The organism is Streptococcus sp. W151 (assembly GCF_053010205.1).
The window spans coordinates 186991-212740 of record NZ_JBRKNT010000002.1 but is presented as its reverse complement, the minus strand read 5'-3'; the positions used below and the strand labels follow the sequence as shown (position 1 = coordinate 212740).

The following is a 25750-nucleotide window of genomic DNA, read 5'->3' as shown; positions in this document are numbered from 1 at the left end:
ACTATGGATCATAATTTAATTAGTAACAAAGAATTAATTGAAATGGGCTATCGCCCTCACACTGCAAATGATATCATCCATCAGGCAAGAGAATTACTTGTATCACGAGGCTATACATTTTATAATCGCAAACGTTTGATGGTTGTTCCAAAAAGTGTTGTAAATGAGATTCTAGGAACAGAGGTGGCGTAATATGGCAAGTGTTCGTTACCGAAAGCGAGGAGATAGTAATTTATGGACCTATGAAATTCGTAACGAAGGAAAAACTGTTGCTCATAATAGCGGTTTTAAAACAAAAAAACTTGCAGAGTCAGAAGCTGAACCGATTCTGCAAGAACTTCGTTTAGGAAAAAGAATTTCTAGAGATATTTCTCTTGCCGATCTATATCAAGAATGGCTTGAACTAAAAATTTTACCAAGTAGTAGGTCGGAAGAAACAAAGAAAAAATATCTTCTCCGTAAAAACACAATTGAAAGATTATTTGGAAATAAAAAAGTCACTCAAATTCGTGCGAGTGAATACCAAAGAATTATGAATAAGTATGGGCAAACAGTTGGTAGAAATTTTCTTGGTAGATTGAATACGGGGATTCATCAGAGCATCCAAATGGCAATTGCTGACAAAGTTCTAATAGATGATTTTACACAACATGTCGAGTTGTTTTCATCCAAAGAACAACAGATGACAGAAGAGAAATATTTACATACAGAAAAGGACTATCTGGATTTACTTTTAGCAGTAAAGAGAAAATTCGATTACCAACGTTCAATTGTTCCTTATATCGTCTATTTTCTATTAAAAACAGGCATGAGGTTTGGAGAGTTAGTAGCGTTAACTTGGAATGAGGTTGATTTTGATAGAGGATTGTTAAAAACATACAGGAGGTATAATACTCTCTCTCATAAGTTTGTTCCACCAAAAAATAAAACGTCTATTCGGATGGTTCCAATAGACGAAGAGTGTATCAAAATTTTGCGCCTTTTACAAACGGAGCAAGAAAGAGCAAACATGGAGTTAGGAATCAAAAATCGATATCGAATGATCTTTCAACATTTTGGATATATTCATTCAGTTCCAGATATTGCAAGCGTCAATAAAGCTTTGAGTGTTCTCTTAAATGAGTTGGACATTTATCCAATTATCACGACAAAAGGAGCACGTCACACCTATGGAAGCTACCTCTGGCACAAAGGGTTTGACCTTGGAGTTATCGCAAAAATTCTAGGGCATAGAGATATTTCAATGTTGGTAGAAGTATATGGACACACTTTAGAAGAGAAAATTTTTGAGGAATTTAATCAAATCAGAGATATCTGGAAAGATTGCTCATAAAAAAATGTGGGGCAAATGATGGGGCAAATGCTCTTAAGACAAGCAAAAAAGCCTTGGTTATCAAGGCTTTTACTGTTGAAGTTTGATGCCCCCTACAGGGCTCGAACCTGTGACCCATAGATTAAGAGTCTACTGCTCTACCAACTGAGCTAAGGAGGCAAATATAAAAAGCTGTATTGGTGCCGAAACTTCACGATTTGTATTGAACCCGCGCAATTAAGCAGGTGGGCAACTCGCTCTGACTTAGCTGCTTCCGCGTGAAACGGCCTGCATACTGCCAGAAGTCTTTTGTTTCCCTAATAATACAAAAAATAGTCGGTCAACACTTAAGTGTGAGTTCGTACACCACAGCGTTTCTATATGTATATGATACCACATTTTGGAAATATTTCAAGAAAAAATCTCATTTTTTTGAAACCGATGTCACTTTTTCTTAAATTGATCAATCTTCTCCTTGGTGGCTCCGAGAGCACGTTCGTACTTGCCATTTTCATTGGGAATAAAGTAGGACGCGTGTTTGAGCTTGTCTGGCAGGTAGTCTTGATTGACCCAGTTGCCGGGGTAGTTGTGGGGATATTTATAGTTTTGTGCATTTCCCAGTTCCTTGCTTCCAGCATAATGACCATCGCGGAGGTGGCGAGGAATGGGAAGGTTGCCAGATGTCCTCAGATCAGATAGGGCCTTGTCCATGGCAACGTAGGCTGAGTTGGACTTAGGCGAAAGGGCTAGATCGATGACGATGTTGGCGATGAGAATGCGGGCCTCAGGAAAGCCGATACGCTCCGCTGCCTGAAGGGCTGTTACGGTATGGATCTGCGCATCTGGATTGGCCAGGCCGATATCCTCATAAGCGATGACGGTCAAGCGACGAGCTAGGCTGGGTAGATCTCCAGCTTCGATCAAACGAGCGGCGTAGTGAAGGCTGGCATCGACATCCGAACCACGGATAGACTTTTGCAGGGCAGAGAGCACATCGTAGTGGCCGTCTCCATCTTTGTCCATGGTGATGTAGCTGCGCTGGAGGCTATTTTCCATGATCTCTAGCGTAATGTGACGGATGCCTTCTGCATTTTCAGAGGTCGACAGCACAGCCAGATCGAGAGAATTAAAGGCGGAACGAAGATCTCCATTGGTCGAGGTAGCGATGAAATCCAAAGCGTCTTCATCGAGCACGACTGGAAAATCAAAGCCACGCTCGGGATCATCTAGCGCCGTTTTTAGAGCTTGCTTGACCTCCTCCGTCGTCAAAGGTTCCAGCTCAAAGATCTGTACGCGGCTACGAATAGCGGGTGTGACAGAGAAAAAGGGATTTTCAGTCGTTGCACCGATCATGATGACCAGACCACTTTCGAGCAAAGGCAAAAGAAAATCTTGCTTTGTTTTATCAAGGCGATGGATCTCGTCTAAAAGCAGGACCAAGCCACCAGAAAATTTGGCTTCCTCTGCGATTTCTTGGAGGCGTTTTTTGCTGTCAACCGTTGCATTGAAGGTCCGAAAGGCATACTTGGTTGTGCCAGCGATGGCAGAAGCAATACTGGTCTTTCCAATCCCCGGAGGTCCATAGAGAATCATGGAGGACAGACGATTGGCTTCGACCATGCGGCGGATGATTTTGCCTTCTCCGACCAGGTGTTGTTGACCGATGACTTGATCGATCGTCCGTGGGCGCATACGGAGTGCGAGATTGTCGGGCATTTCCTTCTCCTTTCTAGCTTTGTCTCCTTTCAAAGAGGCGGTTTTTATGGTAAGATTGTAGTAACTATTGTATCATATTCCGCTCTAAGAGTGGGAAATTAGAAAGAGGACATGATGTCTAAATACGGATTTTTGGATATTTTAGAAGAGGAAATGGACAAGGTCTTTCCCTTTGACTTTGAGATCAATTGGGATAAGAAGAATCATGCGGTAGAAGTGGCTTTTCTCTTGGAAGCACAGAATAAGGGAGGGGTTGCACTGGTTGATGAAGCGGGTGAAGAATCTGACGAGGATATCTTCTTTGAAGAAGCCGTCATCTTCTACAATCCAGCCAAGTCGCATGTGGACGAAGATGCCTATTTAACGGCGATTCCTTATGAGCCTAAAAAAGGCTTGTCTCGTGAATTTCTAGCCTATTTTGCGACTTTTCTTCGGGATACAGCTGAGTTGGCCTTGGATGAGCTCATGGATTTCTTAGCAGACGAAGAAGCAGAGAGCTTTGAGATCGTCTGGAACCAAGAAGTCTTTGAAGAAGGCAAAGCAGGCTTGGAAGAAGGAGAATTTTACCCTTATCCGAGATATTAGGAGGGAAAGCTCATGCTTGAAGATTGCTTAGAAGCACAGTTTGAATTTACGGGTTGTAAAATCGCCTTGCTTTGTGATGGGCAAATTTTGACCATCTTGCGTGATGATAAACCAACCATTCCCTGGCCTAATCTGTGGGAGTTACCGGGAGGTGGACGAGAAGGAAATGAGACCCCTTTTGAGTGTGTAGCACGTGAAGTCTATGAAGAATTGAGCATCCAACTGTCGAAAGATGACGTCATCTGGTCTTGGATCTATCCCAGTATGCTAGATGAGAACAAGAAATCCGTCTTTTTAGTTGGACAGTTGACACAGGAACAGTTTGACAGTATCGTCTTTGGAGACGAGGGGCAAGGCTATAAATTAGTGAGCCTTGAAGAGTTTTTGACGTCAGATCGGGTTGTTCCGCAATTACAAGAACGAGTGAGAGATTATGTGGAGGAAAGTTTATGATAACACTTGAGAAAGCAGGAGCAGAGGATTTAGAAACCATTATTGCCATTCAAAGAGCCAGTTTTAAGGCAGTCTATGACAAATACCAAGATGAGTATGATCCTTATCTGGAGGACCGTGAACGAATCAAATGGAAACTGGCAGAACGACCTAATAGCTATTACTACTTTGTAAAAGAAGATGAAGAGAAGATAGGCTTTTTACGAATTCAGACCAATGAAGAGTTAACGAAAGCTTGGTTGGGAACAGCGGCGATTTTACCTCCCTATCAAGGAAAAGGGTATGGATCTAAAGGTTTAAGCTTGCTGGAAAAAGAATTTCCAACCATCACACAATGGGATTTGTGTACGGTGTTACAGGATGCAGACATGGTTGCGTTCTACGAGAAGAATGGCTACCATCAAACCCATATCGAGCCTGAAAAAGAAGGCATGGATATGGTCTACATGAAAAAATGGATAGAGAAATAGAAAGGACGGTTCAGTTAAATTTTTAAACTGAACCCGCCCTAAACACTGTGCCAAAAAGATAAACATCTCTTAGACACAAACGTCTTCAGAGAATTTCCTGTTTTGGCTTTGTGTTTTACGGGCTTGGTATCTTAATGATGGAAACATGGCAAGAGTTAAAGGTTACAGTCAAGCGTGAGGGAGAGGAGTTGGTTTCCAATCTCTTGATCGAGTTAGGTGCCCAGGGTGTTGCGATTGAAGACAGCATGGACTATGTGGGCAACGTCGACCGCTTTGGTGAGATTTTCCCTGAAATCGAGCAGCAAGAAGAAATCGTGGTGACCGCCTACTACCCGGAGACGGTCGATGTAGCTGCGGTTGAAGCGGACTTGCAGGCTCGCTTAGCAGAATTGACAGACTTTATGGATCTGGGTGAGGTCAAGATGGGGACGACTGCCTTGGCTGAGGAAGACTGGGCCGACAATTGGAAGAAATACTATGAACCAGCTCGTATCACTCATGACTTGACCATTGTGCCGTCATGGACGGACTATGAGGCGACTGCGGGAGAAAAGATTATCAAGTTGGACCCTGGTATGGCCTTTGGAACTGGGACCCACCCAACAACCAAGATGAGCCTCTTTGCCTTGGAGCAGGTTCTTCGTGGTGGCGAAACAGTGCTAGATGTAGGGACTGGTTCAGGGGTTCTTTCTATTGCTAGCTCACTTCTGGGTGCTAAGGAAATCTTTGCCTATGATCTGGATGATGTAGCGGTTCGAGTCGCTCAGGAGAATATTGAGCTCAATCCGGGCATGGAAAACATCCATGTGGCACCAGGTGATTTGCTCAAGGGAGTGGAGATTGAGGCAGATGTCATCGTGGCCAACATCTTGGCGGATATCCTCATTCATCTGACGGATGATGCTTATCGTTTGGTCAAGGACGAAGGCTATCTGATCATGAGTGGCATTATTAAGGATAAGTGGGACATGGTCAGTGAGTCAGCTGAGTCAGCTGGATTTTTCCTTGAAACCCATATGATTCAAGGGGAGTGGAATGCCTGTGTCTTCAAAAAAACTAAGGATATCTCTGGTGTGATTGGAGGCTAGCATGCAGCAGTATTTTGTAAAAGGTAGTGCAATCTCTCCTGTCACCATTGAGGACAAGGAAACCAGCAAGCACATGTTTCAGGTCATGCGCCTGAAGGAGGATGATGAAGTTACTCTAGTCTTTGATGATGGCATCAAGCGCTTGGCGCGTGTGGTCAATGTAGAAGCCCGTCAGTTGGAACTAATCGAGGAATTAGCAGACAATGTGGAACTGCCAGTCCAAGTGACCATCGCATCAGGCTTTCCAAAGGGGGACAAGCTGGAGTTTATCACTCAAAAGGTGACGGAACTGGGTGCTAGTCAAATCTGGGCCTTTCCCGCAGACTGGTCGGTCGCTAAGTGGGATGGCAAGAAATTGGGCAAAAAGGTTGAAAAACTAGAAAAAATCGCCCTTGGAGCAGCAGAGCAAAGCAAGCGAAATCTTGTCCCAAGCATTACCCTTTTTGAGAAAAAAGCAGACTTTCTAGCTCAATTCGATCAGTTTGACCGCATCGTGGTGGCTTACGAAGAGTCGGCCAAAGAAGGTGAAGCTGCTGCTCTGATGCAAGCAGTTGCCGGTCTTGAAAAAGGAGCTAAACTGCTCTTTATCTTTGGACCAGAGGGTGGTCTATCCCCTGCAGAAATTGAAAGTTTTGCAGCTAAAGGAGCAGTCCTTGCAGGATTTGGTCCTCGCATTCTCCGTGCAGAAACAGCACCACTCTATGCTCTCAGCGCTGTGAGTGTTGTTACAGAATTAATGAACTAACGAAGCGAAGGAACCGCTTCGTTAGTTTTTTTACAAAAATCTTCTATTTTCAAAAATTTTTACGAATTATTAAAGTGAAGGGAGATTCAGAATGATCTCTTAATAAGATCCGTATATCCGTATATTAAAGTAGCTTCATTGGTTCCCATCTGCTTCTAAAAGTGTTAAAATAGTATCCAAGAAACTGGAGAAAACGAATGCCAAAAGAAGAGAATTTAACTGGGGACCAAGTCGTTGCCCTTACAAAAAAATATTTATCACCTGAGGATGTTGCTTTTGTGCAAAAGGCTTTGGTCTATGCAGTTGATTGCCATAGTGGTCAATTCCGTCAGTCTGGTGAGCCTTATATTATTCACCCGATTCAAGTGGCAGGGATTCTTGCCAAACTGAAATTGGATGCTGTGACGGTTGCCTGTGGTTTTTTGCATGATGTCGTGGAAGATACGGACGCGACCTTGGATGATCTTGAGCGTGAATTTGGTCATGATGTGCGCGTGATCGTCGATGGGGTGACCAAGCTTGGGAAGGTCAAGTACAAGTCCCACGAAGAGCAGTTGGCGGAAAACCATCGCAAGATGCTTATGGCCATGTCTCAAGATATCCGTGTAATTTTGGTTAAACTAGCCGACCGCTTGCATAATATGCGCACCCTCAAGCATTTGCGCAAGGATAAGCAAGAACGCATTTCTCGTGAAACCATGGAGATCTATGCGCCACTCGCCCATCGTCTCGGGATTTCCAGTGTCAAGTGGGAACTGGAGGATTTGTCTTTCCGTTATTTGAATGAGACAGAATTCTACAAGATTTCTCATATGATGAAGGAAAAACGTCGCGAGCGAGAAGAGTTGGTGGAAGAAGTCGTTCACAAGATTGAGACCTATGCAGGGGAACGCCATTTGCATGGAAAAATTTATGGCCGACCAAAGCATATCTACTCGATCTACCGCAAGATGCAGGATAAAAAGAAACGCTTCGATGAAATTTACGACTTGATTGCCATCCGCTGTATCCTGGATACTCCAAGTGATGTCTATGCCATGCTGGGTTATATCCATGAACTTTGGAAACCGATGCCGGGGCGTTTTAAGGACTATATTGCCAACCGGAAGGCCAATGGCTACCAGTCCATCCATACGACTGTATATGGCCCTAAAGGACCGATTGAGTTCCAGATCCGTACCAAGGAGATGCACGAGGTTGCCGAATACGGGGTTGCCGCTCACTGGGCTTACAAAAAAGGGATCAAAGGTCAAGTCAACAGTAAGGAATCTGCTATTGGGATGAACTGGATCAAGGAGATGATGGAACTCCAAGACCAGTCAGGCGATGCCAAGGAATTCGTAGAAAATGTAAAAGAAGACATCCTGGCAGAAGAGATTTACGTCTTCACTCCAGATGGAACTGTGCGCTCGCTTCCGAAAGATTCCGGACCGATCGATTTTGCCTATGAAATCCATACCAAGGTTGGGGAAAAAGCGATTGGTGCCAAGGTCAACGGCCGGATGGTGCCCCTCAATACCAAACTTCGGACGGGAGATCAGGTGGAGATTATCACCAATGCCAATTCCTTTGGTCCGAGTCGTGACTGGTTGACCCTTGTTAAAACTAGCAAGGCGCGCAACAAGATTCGTCAGTTCTTTAAAAATCAAGACAAGGAATTGTCGATTAACCGTGGCCGTGACCTCTTGATGGCCCAATTTCACGAGCATGACTTGGTAGCCAATAAGTTCATGGATAAAAAGCACATGGACAAAGTGCTACAAAAATCAAGCTATAAGACAGAAGAGGCCTTGTTTGCTGCGATTGGTTTTGGAGAGATTGGGGCTATTACTATCTTTAACCGCTTGACGGAGGATGAACGCCGAGAAGAAGAGCGGGCTAAGGCACGCGCAGAAGCAGAAGAGCTGGTCAAAGGTGGCGAGGTCAAGGTTGAAAATAAAAAAGACACCTTGAAGGTCCGTCACGAAGGTGGCGTGGTCATCCAAGGTGCTTCTGGGCTCTTGATTCGGATTGCAAAGTGCTGTAACCCAGTTCCAGGCGATGAAATTGTCGGCTACATCACCAAAGGGCGCGGTGTCGCCATTCACCGCCGAGACTGTATGAATCTTCGCGCTCAAGACAACTACGAGCAACGCTTGATTGATGTAGAATGGGAAGATAACAACACGACTAAAGACTACATCGCCCATATCGATATTTACGGCCTCAACCGTGCCGGACTTCTGAACGATGTACTCCAAGTCCTCTCCAATACAGCTAAGATGATCTCAACTGTCAATGCCCAACCAACCAAAGACATGAAATTTGCCAATATCCACATTTCCTTTGGAATTCCGAACCTATCGATGTTGACAACGGTTGTGGATAAGATTAAGAGTGTGCCGGAGGTGTACTCTGTTAAGCGTACTAACGGCTAAACGGCTACTTAGTTATCTTTTATAGCTTCGTTAGCTCGCCTTGCCGTACTGAAGTACTGTCTGCGCCTCGCTGCCTTGCTCTAAAAGCAACTGAACAGCCGTTGCTTTTCAGCTAGTCTGCCTGCATCGCACTGCCTTGTCTGAAGATGATATTCTTTGAAAGTTAGTAGTGAATGCCAAATAGATTTATAAAATAGGATAGTAAAATGAAATTAGTGATTCAACGGGTTAAGAGTGCCTCAGTTTCCATTGATGGTCAAGTCTACAATGCGATCCAGCAAGGTTTGCTGCTCCTAGTAGGTGTCGGTCCAGATGACGATCAGAAAGATTTAGATTATGCGGTTCGCAAGGTATCGCAGATGCGTATTTTCTCAGATGAGGAAGATAAGATGAATCTTTCGGTCAAAGATATCCAAGGGGAAATCTTATCGATCTCTCAATTTACCCTCTTTGCGGATACCAAAAAAGGCAACCGTCCTGCTTTTACAGGTGCTGCCAAGCCAGATATGGCCAGTCAGTTATATGATGCCTTTAATGATCAATTAGAAAAAGAAGTCCCTGTCAAACGAGGAATCTTTGGGGCCGATATGGCGATTGAATTGATCAATGATGGTCCAGTGACGATTTTGTTAGATACAAAAAATCCATAAGTAAGAAAACATGCAGTCGGATTAGACTGCATGTTTTTCGATATAGAGTTGTTGGGCGATCACTTGGTTAATAGAAATTTCTTGTCCATGGATGACTAAGTGATAGAGGCCTGTGTAGTCATCATATCGTTGAAACGCGATAGTATCCCCAATCTGGAGATGGATCTGGTCTAAGAATTTTAACAATTCATAGGTGTCATGGACCCTTTGCAGAATATACAGACCAGGTTGGGTCGCTTTGCTGAGACGGTCTTGGTAGGCTTCGACAAGCCTTTCGCCTTTCTTTGGAATTGTCCCACCGTGAGGGCAGGTCTTAGGAGTTCCAAGCATGTGATCCAGCTGGTCAATGAAATGTTCAGAAACGGTATGCTCGAGAACTTCTGCCTCTTCATGGACTTCTTCAGTTGTATAGTCAAGATTTTCCAGAAGAAATACTTCGATCAAGCGGTGCTTGCGGTAGAGATCAGAGACCAACTGCGATCCTAGATCCGTTAGCAAATACCCACGAGACTTGTCCTTCACCAAGAGACCCTCTGAGATCATGCGCTTAATCATCTCGGTCACAGCGGGTGGAGAGACCTGCATGCGACTGGCGATTTCCTTGTTGCTAATTTTTTCTACTTCTGTGCCAATTTCATAAATGCACTTGAGGTAATCTTCTTTGTTTGGTGTCATGCTTTCCTCTTTTCTTCGCTCACTTCTAGTATATCAAAAATATCCTCAAAAACGCTAGTGGAGTAATGAGAATTGTCTCAAGCTCCAAAAGATGGTAGTATAGAAGCATAGAAAGGACGGCACTATGAACAGACGAGAATTAGTGAGATTAGGCTGGAGAGAGAGTAGTTTAGCCTATCTAGAGAAGCACTTGCAGGGATTGAAAGATCCACAAGACTACCAAGAACAATACCAGTCTGTCTTTTTCTTTGCCAGTCCTCTGTTTCAAAATATGTGGTTTCAAGAGATCAAAGATCTAACGGAAACGGCTGCCCAAGACTTGCTGAGGGGAGTCATGAAAATTCTTCTTATGCCAAGTGACCTGTCTGGAACTTGCGAAGAAACAGCCTTTCTTCTGAGTAGGATGGCTCCAGATTGTCCGCCAGGTTCCGACTTTTGGAAGGCTTTTTCACACGTCGTGCAAATCGCCTTTGAAAAGGATCCCTTAGCAGATCAGTCGGGAGATCAGCTCTTGAAACGCCAGGTTCACCAGTTGCGCTACCTACTTTCAAGTTACCAAGCCCAGTGGATTCGGACGCATGAGGCCAGAGCTGGACAGACTGACGAGGAAGCCTTACAAGCTTACCTACAGGAGGCTAGAGCGGTCAGGGTGGATGCTTATGCGGCTGCTCGCCTTCACAATAAGGTCTCCCTAGGGTCAGATGGTCACCTTCATTATCCATCAGGGGCCTCCCAACAAGTCAATTTCAAGGTCTTGTTAAATTTCCATACGGAGTATATTCTCGATCAAGCCGGGCGTTTTCTCAATGAAGTCGATCCAGTAGAAGTTTCTGAAAATGGCATTGTCAATGGGGCTAGTTTTAACTACGGGCTGGCTAGGGGCCGGACTCATAAGGACTTGGATATTGACCCCGTCAAAGCTTGGGATCCAGCCTTTCGTAAGGAGGTCCTTTATCGTCAAGGTGTTCGCTATCTAGCTCCTAAAAATGATCGCAGTGTCGAAGGTTACTGGAGTCGGAAGGGAACCTTTGCACAAGGAGGCAAGAGCTATAAGCAACAAGTGGCACAGCGCGTGCGGAGTTTCCTCAGAGGCATCCCTCGCTTACGCTGGCGGTTCCTCCTACAGAATGGACTCCATCGGATTTTATAGCAATGAAAAAGAGGTCGCAGACCTCTTTTTTCATTTATCCAAGCGCTTTGACGGCTTCGATTGCAGCGTCGTAATTTGGTTCGCTGTTGATATTGTCTAGGTATTCAACGTAAGTAACCTTGTTATCCGCATCTAAGACCAAGACAGCGCGTGCGAGCAAGTGCCATTCATTGATCAAGAGGCCGTAAGCTTTCCCGAAGGAATGGTCGTAGTAGTCTGAGAGCATGATGGCATTTTCGATCCCCTCAGCAGCACACCATTTGCCTTGAGCGAAAGGAAGGTCGACAGAGACGGTCAAGACCACAGTGTCTTCCATGTCAGAGAGGGCCTGGTTGAAGTGACGTGTTTGAGTAGAACAGATACCTGTGTCGATAGATGGGATCACACTAAGAACTTTTTTCTTCCCAGTAAAATCAGCCAAAGATTTTTTCTCCAAGTTAGGGGTGGTCAGTGAAAAATCGTGAGCAGTATCGCCAACTTGAAGTTGAGATCCGGTAAAGGTAACAGGGTTTCCTAAAAATGTTGTCATAGCAAAGACTCCTTTTTTCTTTTCATTGTACATCAATGAAGGAGGAAGAGCCACTGATTTGTTTATGAATCTAATCAATTTAGAGACTTATTTGTTCAATCCTTCTGCGATCTTGTCTAAGTTCCACTTCATCATGCTGTAGTAGCTATCGCCTGTTTCTCCTTCTTTGGCAATAGAATCAGTGAAGATCTTTGCATAGATCGGGATATTGGTATCTTTAGCCACAGTTTTCATAGGACGTTCATCGACACTGGATTCGACAAAGAGGGCCGGTACCTTGGTTTGCCGGAGCTTTTCTACCAGCGTTTTGATTTGGTCAGGTGTGCCTTCTTCTTCCGTATTGATTTCCCAGATATAGGCAGATGGGACGCCGTAGGCTTTGGAGAAGTACTTGAAGCAGCCTTCGCTGGTTACAATCATCTTCTTCTCTTCTGGGATATTGTTGAATTTTTGTTTGGCTTCTTGGTCGAGCTTGCTGAGTTTTTCAGTATAGGCAGCTAGATTTTTTTCGTAGAAGTCCTTATTTTTGGGATCTTTTGCGATCAATTGTTTGGCAATGTTTTTAGCGTAGAGGATCCCGTTTTCGAGATTGAGCCAAGCGTGAGGGTCTTCTTTTCCAGCTTGGTTTTGGCCTTCCAAGTAGATGACGTCGACTCCGTCGCTAGCTGCGAAATAGTCTTTGTTTTCAACTTTATTGGCATTTTTGACCAATTTAGTAAACCAAGCATTGCCACCGGTTTCGAGGTTGATCCCGTTGTAGAAGATGAGGTCTGCTTGCGAAGTCTTTTTGACATCTTCTGGAAGCGGTTCGTATTCGTGAGGATCTTTGCCGACAGGAACGATACTGTGCAGATCGATCTTATCCTCAGCAATATTTTTAGTTATATCTGCAAGGATTGAATTGGTGGTGACCACTTTCAATTTACCAGAAGCTCCAGAAGAAGAGCCTTTGCTACAGGCCAACAGACCAAATAAGAGCGCCACAAAGAGGGCAAGGATAGAAGCGGTTTTTTTCATGTGTTTCCCCTTTTAATGAGATGAAAGAGCGTGCTTATTCTTTCTCTGTTTAGGAGCGATAAAGAAGCTGATGAGAAAGAATACAGCAGAAGTGAGGACAATACAAGACCCGACGGCGATGTTTAAGCTATAGCCAATAAAGAGTCCCAGGATGGATGCAAGAGCACCTAATCCGGATGAAAGGAGCATCATAGACCAGAGACTATTGGCATAGAGATAGGCCGTCGCAGCGGGTGTAATGAGCATGGCGACGATGAGAATGGTTCCGACACTCTGCATAGCAGTGACAGAAACCAAGGTCAAGAGCACCATAAGGAGGTAGTGATAGACCTTGACCCGGACGCCCATGGATTGAGCCAAAATGGGATCAAAAGAAGTGAGCAGTAAGGGACGAAAGAGTAGGACAATCACCAGCAAGACCGCAGCACCGACACCAATGGTCATCCACATATCCTGGTCTTGAACGGCCAAGATATTCCCAAAGAGGATGTGGAAAAGGTCGGTGGAACTTTTAGCGACTCCAATCAGGATGACTCCTAAGGCGAGGAAAGAAGAAAAGGTAATCCCGATGGCAGTGTCACTCTTGATGATGGAGTTGCTCTTGATATAGGTGATAAGGACGGACGCCAGGAGGCCAAAGACAATGGCGCCGATAAAGAAATTGATGCCTAGGATAAAGGAGAGAGCCACACCAGGAAGAACTGCGTGAGAGATAGCGTCTCCCATGAGAGACATGCCTCGCAAAATGATGAAGCATCCAACGGCTCCAGCGACAATCCCGATGGCGATGGCCGTGATCAGGGCATTCTGTAAGAAGTGGAATTGCTGTAATCCATCGATAAATTCTGTAATCATCCGACGCCACCTCCTATAAAGAGTTCATGCCCATAGGCTGCATGCAGATTCTCTTTGGTAAAGGTTTCCTCTGTTTTCCCAAAAGCAATCAGCTTGCGATGAAGGAGGAGGACCTTGTCAAAGTAAGCAGGAACCTTGCTGAGATCGTGATGGACGATCAGGATGGTCTTGCCTTCCTTTTTCAAGGTTTGAAGTGTCTGCATGATGATCTCTTCGCTAACAGAGTCAATCCCAGCGAAGGGCTCATCCAAAAAGATGACTTCTGCTTCTTGGACTAAGCAGCGGGCGATTAGGACCCGTTGGAATTGCCCTCCTGAAAGCTGGCCAATCTGGCGATCGGCTAGATCAAGGAGATTGACAAGCTGCAAGGCATCTTCCACCTTTTGGAGATCCTCTTTGCTTTTTCTCTTGAAGATAGAAAGATGGGGGTAGAGGCCTAGTGAGACACACTCCCGTACCGTGATGGGGAAGTGGAAATCAATAGCTGTCTTTTGTTCGACGTAGGCCACTCGTTGAAGAACTTGGCCGAGATCTTGTTGATCGAGCTGGACCCTTCCCGAATGAGGGAGAAGTCCTAGCATGGCCTTGATCAGGGTTGATTTCCCCGCACCGTTGGGTCCCAAAATTCCTAGGATGGTTGGACCCTGGATGGTGAGGGAAAGATCCTCCAAGGCTAGTGTTTGCTGGTAAGCAACACTGAGATGTTCAATTTGAATCATGATTTTGCTCCTTTATCATTAATATACATGAATGAAAAAATTAAGTCAAGTTAATTTTTAAAATAATTTAGGTTAACTCACTTGTAATCGTTGAAAAATAGACCTATTTTTGATAAGGTTAATAGAAAAGAATGAAAGCGAGAAGATCATGGTACGTTTACAAGATGATTTTTATGATTACGTCAATGGGGAATGGGCTGAGACAGCCGTCATCCCTGATGATAAACCGTCAACTGGTGGTTTTATGGACTTGATCCAAGACATCGAAAACTTGATGTTGGATATCACTGGGAAATGGCAACAAGGAGAAGAATTGCCTGAAGACAGCATTCTGCAAAACTTTGTCAAATACCACAAGATGGTGGCAGATTTTGATGCGCGGGAAGCAGCTGGTGTGGCTCCAGCTATGCCCTTGATCAATGAAATCAAGGCTCTATCTTCTTTCGAAGACTATACCAGCAAGTTGGGCGCCTATGAACTAGCTGGCAAACCAAATCTCATGCCATTTAGCGTGTCACCGGACTTTATGAATGCCCAAATGAATGTCTTGTGGGGAGAATCTCTTTCTCTTATCTTGCCGGATACGACCTATTATGAAGAAGGCAACGAAAAAGGCCCAGAATTACTGGCTATCTGGCGCCAGATGATGGAAAAGCTCTTGCCAAAATTTGATTTCTCAGAGGCAGAAATCAAAGATATCCTGGATAAAGTGATTGCGGCCGATGCAGAATTGGCTAAGTATGTCTTGTCAAACGAAGAAAGATCTGAGTACAACAAACTCTATCATCCATATGAGTGGGAAGAATTCAAAGCCTTGGTTCCAGAATTGCCACTCGAGACCTTCTTTACAGAAGTAATCGGACAAACACCAGATAAAATCATCGTTCCGGAAGAGCGTTTCTGGAAGGAATTTGCGCCAACATACTACTCAGCAGCCAACTGGGAAACCCTTCATGCTAAATTGAAACTCGGTGCAGCTCTTTCTTGGACGTCCTTCTTGACTGAAGAAATTCGTGTCTTGTCTGGTGAGTATGGACGGACCATTACAGGGATTCCAGAACCTCGTCCAAAAGAAAAAGCAGCTCTGGCCTTGGCAGAAGGCCCTTATAGTCAAGCGCTTGGACTCTGGTATGCAGGTGAAAAATTCTCACCAGAAGCGAAAGCAGATGTAGAGCATAAAGTAGCGACTATGATTGAGGTCTACAAGGATCGTCTGGAAAAAGCAGACTGGCTCGCTCCTGAAACCCGCGAAAAAGCCATTGTCAAACTCAATGTCATCACACCGCATATCGGCTACCCTGAAAAATTACCAGAAACATACGCCAAAAAGATCATCGACGAGAGCAAAAACTTGGTGGAAAATGCTCAATCCCTTTACGAAATTTCCATTGCCCATACTTGGAGCAAGTGGAACCAACCAGTCGATAGGAGCGAATGGCATATGCCAGCTAATATGGTTAATGCCTACTATGATCCGCAACAAAACCAAATCGTCTTCCCAGCAGCGATTTTGCAGGCACCTTTCTATGATCTTCACCAATCGTCATCAGCTAACTACGGCGGAATCGGTGCAGTCATTGCCCATGAAATCTCCCACGCCTTTGACACCAATGGTGCTTCCTTTGACGAGCATGGTAGTTTGAAAGACTGGTGGAAGCCAGAAGATTACGAAGCCTTTACCGCTCGGACGCAAAAGGTTATCGATCAGTTTGAAGGTCAAGATTCTTACGGTGCCAAGATCAACGGGAAATTGACCGTTTCTGAAAACGTGGCAGATCTCGGAGGAATCGCTGCAGCCCTTGAAGCCGCTAAGAAAGAAGCAGACTTCTCAGCAGAAGAATTCTTCACCAACTTTGCTCGCATCTGGCGCATGAAAGCTCGGACAGAGTACATGCAACTCCTCGCAAGTGTTGATGTCCACGCACCAGGAAAACTCCGTACCAATGTTCAATTGCCAAACTTTGACGAATTCTTTGAAACCTTTGATGTCAAAGAAGGAGATGGCATGTGGCGCGCACCAGAGGATCGTGTAATTATTTGGTAGTCTCGACTTCAGTTAAGCAATTTATTGATTTTCTTGCTCGCTCGTGAAAAAAACTAAAAATCCCCAAAGCCAAGTTTCAACTGACTGAAACTAACTTTGGGGATTTTTGAGTGGATTAGAAATAACAGTGAATGTCATGATCTAAAAAAACTTGCTGGTAGTCATATAAATCTTCTGGATGCAGGGCCTTTATTCCTTCCATTTCATAGCGACGTCCTAAAAGCTTGTATTTGTTTTCTCCAAACTGGTGAAATGGGAGAAGTTGTACTTCATCGATGTTAAGCGAATTAAAAAGAGAAGCAAATTCTTCAGCATCATTTAGAGAGTCATTGAAATTAGGAATGACTGGAATACGTAAAACGATTGTTTTGTTTTGAGCAAAGGCGTAATGGATATTTTTAATAATCAGATGATTGTTAACACCAACGACTTTCTTATGTTTAAGTGTATTGTAATGTTTAAGGTCTGTATAAATAAAATCGACATACTGAATGAGATCGACAAATTTCTCATGTTCAACAAAAGCTGTCGTTTCGATTGCAGTATGAAGTCCAACTTCTTTCGCAGCTTTTAAGATAGCTTTGGCAAATTCAAATTGAGCAAAGATTTCTCCACCAGACAGGGTAAGGCCACCACCAGATTCTTCATAGAAGTCAACGTCTTTTAAGACATCATCTATGATTTCTGTGACTGTTTTTTCTTCTCCCGTGATAGTTTCCTTTTTAGTAACAGCATCTAACATTTTTTCAGGATTTGCACGCTGGGATTCAGGATTGGAGCACCATGGACAACGCAGGGGGCATCCTTTTAGAAATACTGTAGTTCGGATGCCAGGGCCATCATGGATACTAAAGTGTTGGATGTTAAAGATAATGCCACGATTTTGTTCCATATTTTGCTCTCCTATCAATCTAGTAAGTCTATTATACATTATTTAAGAAACTAATTCAATTACGAACGAAAGTTTATTTTGTTTTGAATTCACTCGAAATTTTGCTAAAATAGAGTAGAGGTAAAAAACAATGCAACGTTTAGATGAAATATTGAAATTAGTATCGGAGTTTGAAAAGATTGATGTTAATAGCTTGTCGGAGAAATTACAAGTTTCTAAGGTGACTATTCGAAAGGATTTGGATAAGCTGGAATCAAAAGGATTATTGCATAGGGAGCATGGCTATGCAGTTTTAAATAGTGGAGATGATATCAATGTTCGATTGTCCTTTCAATATGATACCAAGAAAAGAATAGCCCGGGAGGCCGCTAAATTAATTAAGGATAACGACACCGTTCTGATTGAATCAGGCTCTACGTGTGCCCTGCTAGCGGAAGAAATTTGCCAAACAAAAAAGAATGTCAAGATTGTGACAAATTCTTATTTTATTGCAGATTATATTCAGGAATATGATTCCTGTAAAATCATCCTACTTGGTGGTGAATTTCAAAAAGAATCGAGAGTGACTGTAGGTCCGCTTTTGAAAGAATTAATCCGCTCGTTTAGAGTTCCCTTTGCTTTTGTAGGGGTAGACGGATATGATGACGAACTTGGCTTTACTGGGAAAGATATGATGAGAAGTGAAGTTGTTCAAGCTATGTCCGATGTTTCTAAAGAAGTGATTGTCTTAACAGATTCAAGTAAATTTGGGAAATGTGGAACTGTCAGACGATTTGCACTTTCACAAGTTTCGAGAGTCATAACAGATAAGAATATATCTCAAGATGCTAAAGAAAAACTTGAGGATTCACAAACGATTTTAACGCTAGTATAAGAAGGAGAAGCCAATTGAAAGATGAACGGAAAAAGTTACTTGCTAAATTAGCCTATCTATACTATGTTGAAGACAAAAGTCAATCGCAAATCGCAACAGAAACTGGAATCTACCGTACAACTGTCAGCAGAATGTTAGCGGAGGCTAAAAAAGAGGGAGTTGTAAAAATTGAAATTGAAAATTTTGATACTCGCCTCTTCCATTTAGAAAATTATATCAAACAAAAATATGGCTTAAAAGCTATTGAGATTATATCGAATCTAGTTGATGAGCCTCGAGAAAGCCTTGAAAAGCGACTGGCGCAAGCAAGTGCGGTCATGCTTCGAAATTTGATTGAAGATGGAATGACAGTTGGATTTTCATGGGGAAAGTCTCTCAGATTAATGGTGGAACAAGTTGGAACGAAGCGTTTGGATGGTGTTCAATTTTATCCCTTAGCTGGAGGTCCTAGTCATATCCATGCTCGCTACCATGTCAATACGCTAATCTACAGTATGGCGAGTAAATTTCATGGGGAATGTCATTTTATAAATGCGAGTGTCATTCAAGAAAATTCTGAGGTGACGGAAGGCATCTTATCTTCTAAGTATTTTGAGGACTTGAAAGCTAGTTGGCGTTGCTTGGATGTTGCGGCTGTGGGGATTGGTGGCTATGCAGATAGCAAGAATCCTCAATGGTTTGATATGCTGACATCGAATGATTTTAAGAAATTGGAGTCAGAACATGCTGTAGGAGAAGTATGCTGTCGTTTTTTTGATCAAGAAGGTATCCCCGTTTATCCTGAATTACAGGAAAGAACAATATCTATCACATTGGAGGAATTGAGAAAGGTACCAAACACCATCTCTTTGGCCTACGGTGATCAGAAAACAAAAGCAATTTTATCGGTTTTGAAAGCCAACTATATCAATCATTTAGTCACAGATGAAGCAACGATCTTAAAAGTCTTAGAATTAGATGGTGATCAGCAATTTACTAAAAAATAGGACAGCAGGAATGCGGTCCTTATTTTTTTGAGTTAAAAAGCACAAATGTGCAAAAATTAAAAACAACAATCAAATGTTGCGATTTTTATTGACCGGCAAAAATATAAATGGTATATTGACAATAGAAAAAGCGCTTTCAGTAGATTGACAAAGGAGTGTAGTGCACATGGAAATAATTGTTGCAGACCAAATTATTATGGGATTGATTTTAAATGCGGGTGATGCTAAACAGCATATTTACCAAGCTTTATCATATGCTAAGGAGGGCGATTTTACATCTTCTGAAGACGAAATTGCAAAAGCAGATGCAGCATTGCTAGAAGCGCATAACCTGCAAACACAATTTTTAGCCCAGGAAGCAGGTGGGACAAAGACAGATATTACAGCTCTGTTTGTGCACTCACAAGATCACTTAATGACTTCCATCACAGAGATTAACTTGATTAAAGAAATGATTGACTTACGTAAAGAACTTTCAGCGAAACAATAAGGAGGAAAAGATGATGAAAATTGGATTGTTTTGTGCAGCAGGATTTTCAACAGGAATGTTGGTAAATAATATGAAGGTGGCGGCTAAAGAATTAGGGATTGATGCTGAAATCGATGCCTATTCTCAAGCGAAATTAGCAGATTTTGCCCCAGAAATCGATGTTGCATTGTTGGGCCCTCAAGTAGCTTATACTTTGGATAAATCAAAAGCGATTTGTGAGGCAAACAATATTCCTATTGCTGTCATCCCTATGGCAGATTATGGGATGTTGGATGGTAAGAAAGTACTAAATCTAGCTCTAGAATTGCTAGGAGAAAAATAAGGAGGCTTCCCATGTCTAATTTTAATTCTCAGAAAATTATCGCTCCAATCATGCGTTTTGTAAACATGAAAGGAATTATTGCTCTTAAAGATGGGATGTTAGCGATCCTTCCATTAACGGTAGTTGGTAGTTTGTTTCTGATTATTGGGCAATTACCATTTGAAGGTCTTAACCAGGCTATTGCTAGTGTATTTGGCGATACATGGACAGAGCCATTTATGCAGGTTTATTCAGGAACATTCGCCATCATGGGATTAATTTCTTGCTTCTCCATTGGTTATTCATATGCTAAAAACAGTGGAGTAGAACCCTTGCCAGCAGGAGTTTTGTCCCTATCTTCATTCTTTATCTTGTTAAAATCTTCTTATGTACCAGCTAAGGGAGAACCGATTGGTGATGCCATTGCAAAAGTATGGTTTGGTGGTCAAGGGATTATCGGTGCTATTATTATTGGTCTGGTAGTTGGTGCGATTTATACTGTGTTTATCCAAAGACATATTGTTATTAAAATGCCAGAACAAGTACCTCAAGCCATTGCCAAACAATTTGAAGCGATGATTCCTGCTTTCGTGATTTTCTTACTATCAATGATTGTCTATATCGTATCAAAAGTAGTGACAAGTGGCGGTACCTTCATTGAAATGATTTATGATGTCATTCAGGTTCCTCTACAAGGTCTAACAGGATCCCTTTACGGAGCGATTGGAATTGCCTTCTTTATTTCATTCTTGTGGTGGTTTGGTGTACACGGACAATCAGTTGTCAATGGGGTAGTAACAGCCTTGCTACTTTCTAACCTAGATGCCAATAAATCAATGTTGGCAGCTGGGAAGCTATCCGTTGAAAATGGTGCCCACATTGTAACTCAACAATTCTTAGATAGCTTCCTTATTTTGTCTGGATCAGGTATAACCTTTGGGTTGGTTGTTGCCATGCTATTTGCTGCTAAGTCAAAACAGTATAAAGCTTTGGGGAAAGTTGCAGCATTTCCTGCAATCTTTAATGTCAATGAACCCGTCGTATTTGGATTTCCGATCGTAATGAACCCAGTGATGTTCCTTCCATTTATTTTGGTTCCAATTTTGGCTGCAATAATTGTTTATGCATCAATTGCTATTGGATTTATGCATCCATTCTCAGGTGTGACTCTTCCTTGGAGTACACCAGCCATTATTTCTGGATTTATGGTTGGAGGTTGGCAAGGTGCTTTCGTTCAAGTGCTAGTTCTTGCGACCTCGACTGTCGTATATTTCCCATTCTTCAAATTCCAAGATAATCTTGCCTATAACAATGAATTACAAGCTGAAAAATAGTGCGTTTATTAGGAATGCACAGATGTGCGACTAGATTAGAATTTATATGTATAATCCATAATTCATTGAAATTCGTAAAATTTAATGCTACTATAGTTACGAAAGAAAACAAAATGATTTCAAAAGAAAGGTTTTGAAAAAATGAAACAAGTAGAAGTAGCAAGTACAAGCATTAAAACAGAATATTTTGGAAGCCTCACTGAACGCATGAATAAGTATCGTGAAGATGTCTTAAACAAGAAGCCTTACATCGATGCTGAACGTGCTGTTCTTGCAACTAAGGCATATGATCGTTATAAGGAACAACCAAATGTTCTTAAACGTGCCTATATGTTGAAAGAGATTCTTGAAAATATGACAATCTATATTGAGGATGAATCCATGATTGCTGGAAACCAAGCGTCCTCTAATAAAGATGCTCCGATCTTCCCAGAATATACTTTAGAGTTCGTTCTGAAGGAATTGGATCTTTTTGAAAAGCGGGATGGTGACGTCTTCTATATTACGGAAGAAACGAAAGAGCAGCTCCGTAGTATCGCACCGTTCTGGGAAAATAATAACTTACGTGCAAGAGCTGGAGCTCTTCTACCTGAAGAAGTATCTGTCTATATGGAAACAGGATTCTTCGGTATGGAAGGGAAGATGAATTCAGGAGATGCCCACTTAGCAGTTAATTATCAAAAATTATTGCAATATGGCTTGAAAGGTTTTGAAGAAAGAGCTCGCCAAGCTAAAGCAGCCCTAGATCTAACAGATCCAGCTAGCATTGATAAGTACCATTTTTACGATTCTATCTTTATCGTAGTTGATGCTGTTAAGACCTATGCTCAACGATTTGTGGAACTTGCTAAACAACTTGCTGAAACAGCAACTCCTGAACGTAAGAAGGAATTGCTTGAAATAGCAGAGATTTGCTCAAAAGTTCCATACGAGCCTGCAAGTACATTTGCAGAGGCTGTTCAGTCTGTTTGGTTTATCCAATGTATACTTCAGATTGAATCAAATGGACACTCACTTTCATATGGCCGTTTTGACCAATATATGTATCCATACGTTAAAGCTGATTTGGAAAGTGGACGGGAAACTGAAGAGAGTATTGTTGAACGCTTGACCAACCTTTGGATTAAGACTATTACAATTAACAAAGTACGTAGTCAAGCACATACCTTCTCATCTGCAGGTAGTCCGCTTTATCAAAACGTTACGATTGGTGGTCAAACGCGTGATAAGAAAGATGCTGTCAACCCATTGTCTTATTTAGTGTTGAAGTCTGTTGCTCAAACTCACCTTCCTCAACCAAACTTAACTGTTCGTTACCATGCTGGTTTGGATGCCCGCTTCATGAACGAATGTATTGAAGTTATGAAGCTCGGATTCGGTATGCCTGCTTTCAATAATGATGAGATCATAATTCCATCCTTTATTTCAAAAGGTGTTCTTGAAGAAGATGCTTATGATTACAGTGCAATTGGTTGTGTAGAAACAGCTGTTCCAGGTAAATGGGGATATCGCTGTACAGGTATGAGTTATATGAACTTCCCTAAAGTTTTGCTCATCACGATGAATGATGGAATCGATCCTGCTTCTGGCAAGCGCTTTGCACCAAGCTTCGGTCATTTTAAAGACATGAAGAGCTTCGATGAATTGCAGACTGCTTGGGACAAGACTTTGCGCCACTTAACCCGCATGAGTGTGATCGTAGAAAACTCGATCGACCTATCTCTTGAAAGAGAAGTGCCAGACATCCTCTGTTCAGCTTTGACAGATGACTGTATTGGCCGTGGAAAACACCTAAAAGAAGGTGGAGCTGTCTACGATTATATTTCTGGTCTACAAGTGGGTATTGCAAACTTATCCGATTCACTTGCAGCAATCAAGAAACTGGTATTCGAAGAAGGACGCTTAACGCCACAAGAGCTATGGCATGCTCTAGAAACCGATTACGAGGGCGAACGTGGAAAAGAAATCCAAGAGATGCTTATCCATGACGCACCGAAATATGGAAACGATGATGATTATGCGGACAGCTTAGTTCGAGAAGCATACGATATTTATGTGGATGAAATTGCTAAATATCCAAATACTCGCTATGGACGTGGGCCAATCGGTGGTATCCGTTACTCAGGTACATCTTCTATTTCAGCCAATGTAGGACAAGGTCGTGGAACATTAGCTACTCCGGACGGTCGTAATGCCGGAACTCCACTAGCAGAAGGATGCTCTCCATCCCACAATATGGACCAACATGGCCCAACATCTGTTCTAAAATCTGTTTCTAAATTGCCAACAGATGAAATTGTTGGTGGTGTTTTACTGAACCAAAAAGTAAACCCACAAACTTTAGCCAAAGAAGAAGATAAATTAAAACTTATTGCTTTACTCCGTACGTTCTTTAATCGTCTACATGGATACCATATTCAATACAATGTGGTTTCTAGAGAAACGTTGTTAGATGCTCAAAAACATCCGGAAAAACACCGTGACTTAATTGTACGTGTTGCAGGCTACTCAGCTTTCTTCAATGTACTATCAAGAGCTACACAAGATGATATTATTGGACGGACAGAGCATACTCTATAGTAAAGAGGTATGTATATGGAATTTATGCTTGATACTTTAAATTTAGATGAGATAAAAAAATGGGCACGAGTGTTACCCCTTGCTGGGGTAACTTCGAACCCAACAATTGCTAAAAAAGAAGGGGACATTGATTTTTTTGATCGTATCCATAAGGTGCGAGAAATCATTGGGGGCTCTCCTTCCATCCATGTTCAAGTTGTCGCAAAAGATTATGAAGGAATTTTGAAAGATGCGGCTAAAATTCGCGAACAATGCGATGAAAACACCTATATTAAAGTCCCGGTAACACCTGAAGGACTTGCTGCAATTAAAGTGTTAAAAGCAGAGGGTTACAAAATTACTGCAACAGCAATCTATACTGTTTTTCAAGGACTGTTAGCTATTGAAGCAGGAGCCGACTATTTAGCACCTTATTACAATCGTATGGAAAACTTAAACATTGATTCAGCTCAGGTTATTTCTCAGTTAGCGAGTGCCATAGAGCGTAATCATTCATCAAGCAAAATTCTAGCAGCTTCCTTTAAAAATGTGGCTCAAGTTAATCGAGCATTTAAAGAAGGAACACAAGCAATTACGGCAGGGGCAGATGTCTTTGAAGCAGCTTTTGGAATGCCTTCTATTGCAAAAGCAGTGGATGACTTCGAGGCAGATTGGTCAGCCGTTCATCATAAGAATACAATTTGATAAAGGAGGAGTGTATGAGAAATTTTGCAAGCCCATCCCGTTACATTCAAGGTGAAAATGCTTTATTTGAAAATGCAAAACCTATTTTAGAACTGGGGAGTCATCCCGTTTTACTCTGTGATTCAGTAGTCTATGATATCGTAGGGAAACGTTTTGAAAAGTATCTCCTTCGGTATGGCTTTACAGTCTTGCCAGTGTTCTTCAATGGTGAAGCTTCTGATAATGAAATTAATCGTGTGGTCGGCCTAGCTAAAGAAAATGGCTGTGATTTAGTTATCGGACTTGGTGGAGGAAAGACCATCGACAGTGCAAAAGCTATTGCTGATCTTTTAAAATCACCAGTTGTCATTGCTCCGACTATTGCCTCTACAGATGCTCCGGTTTCAGCCTTGTCAGTTATCTACACGGATGAGGGAGCCTTTGCTCGCTATATCTTCTATTCTAAAAACCCTGAATTGGTATTAGTGGATAGTAAGGTTATTTCTCAAGCACCAAAACGTTTGCTCGCTTCTGGTATTGCAGATGGATTAGCGACTTGGGTCGAAGCGCGTGCGGTAATGCAAGCCAATGGAAAAAACATGTTGGGTCAACGACAAACCTTAGCGGGTGTTGCGATTGCACAACGTTGTGAAGAAACCTTATTTGCAGACGGTCTTCAAGCCATGGCTGCTTGTGAAGCCAAAGTCGTAACTCCTGCTCTTGAAAACATCATTGAAGCCAATACCCTTCTTAGTGGGATTGGATTTGAAAGTGGAGGGTTAGCAGCGGCTCACGCCATCCATAATGGCTTTACAGCCCTCACCGGAGACATTCACCATTTGACTCACGGTGAAAAAGTAGCCTATGGAACCTTGGTTCAATTGTTCTTGGAAAACCGACCAAAAGAAGAATTGAACAAATACATTCGTTTCTATCAACAAATTGGCATGCCAACGACTCTGAAAGAAATGCATCTTGAAAATGCAAGCTACGAAGATCTTCTCAAGGTTGGCCAACAAGCTACCATCGAAGGAGAAACCATCCATCAAATGCCATTCAAGGTACAAGCTTCTGATATTGCTCAAGCGATTGTAGCTGTAGATGCCTATGTTCAAGGTTTGGACTAAGTAAACATTAGTCGTTCATCGAGAACGTGATTCCTTTCCAATACAAGAACTCCCATACCTTATGGTAATGGGAGTTCT

General features: G+C 42.6%; 26 protein-coding genes, 1 tRNA gene and 1 other RNA gene. 19 read left to right on the top strand and 9 right to left on the bottom strand.

Annotated elements, in window-relative coordinates; genetic code table 11:
• Positions 1-3 precede the first annotated feature (3 nt).
• Positions 4-192 (top strand): DUF3173 domain-containing protein, encoded by a 189-nt coding sequence (locus tag ACVC7Q_RS05780; protein ID WP_002903611.1) that lies wholly within the window; start codon positions 4-6, stop codon positions 190-192.
• 1 nt (position 193) lies between these two features.
• Positions 194-1333, top strand: coding sequence for a site-specific integrase (locus tag ACVC7Q_RS05775; RefSeq protein WP_002885655.1), 1140 nt, complete (start codon positions 194-196; stop codon positions 1331-1333).
• A gap of 86 nt (positions 1334-1419) precedes the next feature.
• Here ACVC7Q_RS05775 and ACVC7Q_RS05770 read toward each other — a convergent pair.
• The 3 genes from ACVC7Q_RS05770 to ACVC7Q_RS05760 all read right to left on the bottom strand — a co-directional run bounded on the left by ACVC7Q_RS05770 (position 1420) and on the right by ACVC7Q_RS05760 (position 3028).
• A tRNA-Lys gene (locus ACVC7Q_RS05770) sits at positions 1420-1492 on the bottom strand.
• A 5-nt stretch (positions 1493-1497) separates the two neighbouring features.
• Positions 1498-1690, bottom strand: a non-coding RNA gene (gene ssrS / locus ACVC7Q_RS05765) — 6S RNA.
• A gap of 66 nt (positions 1691-1756) precedes the next feature.
• Positions 1757-3028 carry a replication-associated recombination protein A gene (locus tag ACVC7Q_RS05760; protein WP_195412336.1) on the bottom strand — a complete coding sequence of 424 codons (1272 nt, stop codon included), beginning with the start codon at positions 3026-3028 and terminating at the stop codon, positions 1757-1759.
• 114 nt (positions 3029-3142) lie between these two features.
• Between ACVC7Q_RS05760 and ACVC7Q_RS05755 the strand changes: the two genes are divergently transcribed.
• From ACVC7Q_RS05755 to dtd, 7 genes are all read left to right on the top strand, one after another.
• Positions 3143-3613, top strand: a complete 471-nt coding sequence (locus ACVC7Q_RS05755; protein ID WP_447265167.1) for a DUF3013 family protein — start codon at positions 3143-3145, stop codon at positions 3611-3613.
• 12 nt (positions 3614-3625) lie between these two features.
• Positions 3626-4066, top strand: a complete 441-nt coding sequence (locus ACVC7Q_RS05750) for an NUDIX hydrolase (protein WP_447265166.1) — start codon at positions 3626-3628, stop codon at positions 4064-4066.
• Positions 4063-4536: a GNAT family N-acetyltransferase gene (locus tag ACVC7Q_RS05745; protein ID WP_447265165.1), complete on the top strand. Its 474-nt coding sequence runs from the start codon at positions 4063-4065 to the stop codon at positions 4534-4536. The genes ACVC7Q_RS05750 and ACVC7Q_RS05745 overlap by 4 nt, the downstream gene beginning before the upstream one ends.
• Positions 4537-4673: 137 nt before the next feature.
• Positions 4674-5624, top strand: coding sequence for a 50S ribosomal protein L11 methyltransferase (gene prmA, locus ACVC7Q_RS05740; RefSeq protein WP_447265218.1), 951 nt, complete (start codon positions 4674-4676; stop codon positions 5622-5624).
• 1 nt (position 5625) lies between these two features.
• Positions 5626-6369, top strand: a complete 744-nt coding sequence (locus ACVC7Q_RS05735) for a 16S rRNA (uracil(1498)-N(3))-methyltransferase (protein ID WP_447265164.1) — start codon at positions 5626-5628, stop codon at positions 6367-6369.
• A 197-nt stretch (positions 6370-6566) separates the two neighbouring features.
• Positions 6567-8786 carry a RelA/SpoT family protein gene (locus tag ACVC7Q_RS05730; RefSeq protein ID WP_013904522.1) on the top strand — a complete coding sequence of 740 codons (2220 nt, stop codon included), beginning with the start codon at positions 6567-6569 and terminating at the stop codon, positions 8784-8786.
• Between the two features lie 206 nt (positions 8787-8992).
• Positions 8993-9436, top strand: coding sequence for a D-aminoacyl-tRNA deacylase (gene dtd, locus ACVC7Q_RS05725; RefSeq protein ID WP_024054704.1), 444 nt, complete (start codon positions 8993-8995; stop codon positions 9434-9436).
• A 21-nt stretch (positions 9437-9457) separates the two neighbouring features.
• Here dtd and ACVC7Q_RS05720 read toward each other — a convergent pair whose 3' ends face one another.
• A complete protein-coding gene (locus tag ACVC7Q_RS05720; protein WP_447265163.1) occupies positions 9458-10111 on the bottom strand; it encodes a metal-dependent transcriptional regulator in 654 nt (217 codons plus the stop codon).
• Between the two features lie 124 nt (positions 10112-10235).
• Here ACVC7Q_RS05720 and ACVC7Q_RS05715 point away from each other — a divergent pair, with 124 nt between their 5' ends.
• Positions 10236-11261: a DUF3114 domain-containing protein gene (locus tag ACVC7Q_RS05715; protein WP_447265162.1), complete on the top strand. Its 1026-nt coding sequence runs from the start codon at positions 10236-10238 to the stop codon at positions 11259-11261.
• Positions 11262-11295: 34 nt separating this feature from the next.
• Here the strand turns inward: ACVC7Q_RS05715 and tpx are convergent, their stop codons facing one another.
• The 4 genes from tpx to ACVC7Q_RS05695 form a co-directional block, all read right to left on the bottom strand.
• The gene (gene tpx / locus ACVC7Q_RS05710; protein ID WP_447265161.1) at positions 11296-11790 is read right to left on the bottom strand and encodes a thiol peroxidase; all 495 of its coding nucleotides are present in this window, start codon (positions 11788-11790) and stop codon (positions 11296-11298) included.
• An 87-nt stretch (positions 11791-11877) separates the two neighbouring features.
• Positions 11878-12807, bottom strand: a complete 930-nt coding sequence (gene fimA, locus ACVC7Q_RS05705) for a metal ABC transporter substrate-binding lipoprotein/fibrin-binding adhesin FimA (protein WP_447265160.1) — start codon at positions 12805-12807, stop codon at positions 11878-11880.
• A 12-nt stretch (positions 12808-12819) separates the two neighbouring features.
• A complete protein-coding gene (locus tag ACVC7Q_RS05700) occupies positions 12820-13662 on the bottom strand; it encodes a metal ABC transporter permease subunit (RefSeq protein ID WP_447265159.1) in 843 nt (280 codons plus the stop codon).
• Positions 13659-14381 carry a metal ABC transporter ATP-binding protein gene (locus ACVC7Q_RS05695; RefSeq protein WP_447265158.1) on the bottom strand — a complete coding sequence of 241 codons (723 nt, stop codon included), beginning with the start codon at positions 14379-14381 and terminating at the stop codon, positions 13659-13661. Before ACVC7Q_RS05695 ends, ACVC7Q_RS05700 begins: the two co-directional genes overlap by 4 nt.
• Positions 14382-14529: 148 nt before the next feature.
• Between ACVC7Q_RS05695 and ACVC7Q_RS05690 the strand changes: the two genes are divergently transcribed.
• Complete coding sequence (locus tag ACVC7Q_RS05690) at positions 14530-16425, top strand: M13 family metallopeptidase (RefSeq protein WP_447265157.1); 1896 nt, start codon at positions 14530-14532, stop codon at positions 16423-16425.
• A 115-nt stretch (positions 16426-16540) separates the two neighbouring features.
• Here the strand turns inward: ACVC7Q_RS05690 and ACVC7Q_RS05685 are convergent, their stop codons facing one another.
• Entirely contained in the window at positions 16541-17317 is a 777-nt protein-coding gene (locus tag ACVC7Q_RS05685) for a glycyl-radical enzyme activating protein (protein WP_048717587.1), read from the bottom strand.
• A gap of 130 nt (positions 17318-17447) precedes the next feature.
• On the opposite strand from ACVC7Q_RS05685, the gene ACVC7Q_RS05680 reads away from it, so the two are divergent.
• The 8 genes from ACVC7Q_RS05680 (at position 17448) to ACVC7Q_RS05645 (ending at position 25672) form a co-directional block, all read left to right on the top strand.
• Positions 17448-18191, top strand: coding sequence for a DeoR/GlpR family DNA-binding transcription regulator (locus tag ACVC7Q_RS05680; protein ID WP_447265156.1), 744 nt, complete (start codon positions 17448-17450; stop codon positions 18189-18191).
• A 14-nt stretch (positions 18192-18205) separates the two neighbouring features.
• Entirely contained in the window at positions 18206-19177 is a 972-nt protein-coding gene (locus ACVC7Q_RS05675) for a sugar-binding transcriptional regulator (protein WP_447265155.1), read from the top strand.
• Between the two features lie 166 nt (positions 19178-19343).
• The gene (locus ACVC7Q_RS05670; protein ID WP_368403021.1) at positions 19344-19667 is read left to right on the top strand and encodes a PTS lactose/cellobiose transporter subunit IIA; all 324 of its coding nucleotides are present in this window, start codon (positions 19344-19346) and stop codon (positions 19665-19667) included.
• A gap of 10 nt (positions 19668-19677) precedes the next feature.
• On the top strand, positions 19678-19989 hold the full coding sequence (locus ACVC7Q_RS05665) for a PTS sugar transporter subunit IIB (protein ID WP_368403023.1): 312 nt from the start codon (positions 19678-19680) through the stop codon (positions 19987-19989).
• 11 nt (positions 19990-20000) lie between these two features.
• The gene (locus ACVC7Q_RS05660; RefSeq protein WP_447265154.1) at positions 20001-21302 is read left to right on the top strand and encodes a PTS sugar transporter subunit IIC; all 1302 of its coding nucleotides are present in this window, start codon (positions 20001-20003) and stop codon (positions 21300-21302) included.
• A 141-nt stretch (positions 21303-21443) separates the two neighbouring features.
• Positions 21444-23882 (top strand): glycyl radical protein, encoded by a 2439-nt coding sequence (locus ACVC7Q_RS05655; RefSeq protein ID WP_023027619.1) that lies wholly within the window; start codon positions 21444-21446, stop codon positions 23880-23882.
• 15 nt (positions 23883-23897) lie between these two features.
• On the top strand, positions 23898-24566 hold the full coding sequence (locus ACVC7Q_RS05650) for a fructose-6-phosphate aldolase (protein WP_342983640.1): 669 nt from the start codon (positions 23898-23900) through the stop codon (positions 24564-24566).
• A 14-nt stretch (positions 24567-24580) separates the two neighbouring features.
• Entirely contained in the window at positions 24581-25672 is a 1092-nt protein-coding gene (locus tag ACVC7Q_RS05645; RefSeq protein ID WP_447265153.1) for a glycerol dehydrogenase, read from the top strand.
• The last annotated feature ends 78 nt before the right edge of the window (positions 25673-25750 follow it).